This window comes from Nguyenibacter vanlangensis (genome assembly GCF_013376155.1).
GTDB classification, from domain to species: Bacteria; Pseudomonadota; Alphaproteobacteria; order Acetobacterales; family Acetobacteraceae; genus Gluconacetobacter; species Gluconacetobacter vanlangensis.
In genome coordinates, this window is the sequence record NZ_JABXXP010001174.1 from 1 (window position 1) to 616 (window position 616).

At 73.4% G+C, this 616-nt stretch carries 1 pseudogene; it reads left to right on the forward strand.

Going from position 1 to position 616, the window contains the following annotated elements:
• Window positions 1-616, forward strand: a pseudogene (locus HUK84_RS21955) (double-strand break repair protein AddB); the annotation flags it as partial.

Here is a 616-nt window from a genome sequence, read left to right on the forward strand (position 1 = left end):
CGCCTGGCCACGCTGACGCGCCTGATCCTGCAGGCCGGCGACGCGTTCGGCGATGTCCGCACCATCGACCAGGCCTGGCCGCTGGCCCAGGCGCTGGCGGACCTGATGGACGACGCCGAATGGGCGGAATGCGACCTGGCCGAACGCCTGCCCCTGGCGGCCGAGGGCGACTTCGCCGAACATTGGCACCTGACCCTGCGTTTCCTGTCGATCGTGACCGGGGTCTGGCCCGCCTGGCTGGCCGAGCAGGGGGTGATGAACCCCGCCGCCCGCCAGGTTGCCCTGTTGCATGCCCAGGCCGCGCGCTGGCGCGACACGCCGCTGCCGGCCGGCGAACGGCTGTGGGCCGTCGGTTTTACCGCCGCGACGCCGTCGGTGCTGGCGGTGCTGCAATCGGTGCTGGCCATGGACATGGGGTTGGGGGAAACGGGCCGGCTGGTGCTGCCCTGGGTCGATCTGTCGCTGGATGAGGCGGACTGGAACGCCCTGCCGGACGGCCACCCGCAATCGGGCATGGCCCGCCTGCTGGCCGGGCTGGGCGTGGCCCGGGCCGACCTGGCGATCTGGGCTGATCCGCCCGCTGCCGCACAGTCGGCAACGGGGGCGGCAACGGGGG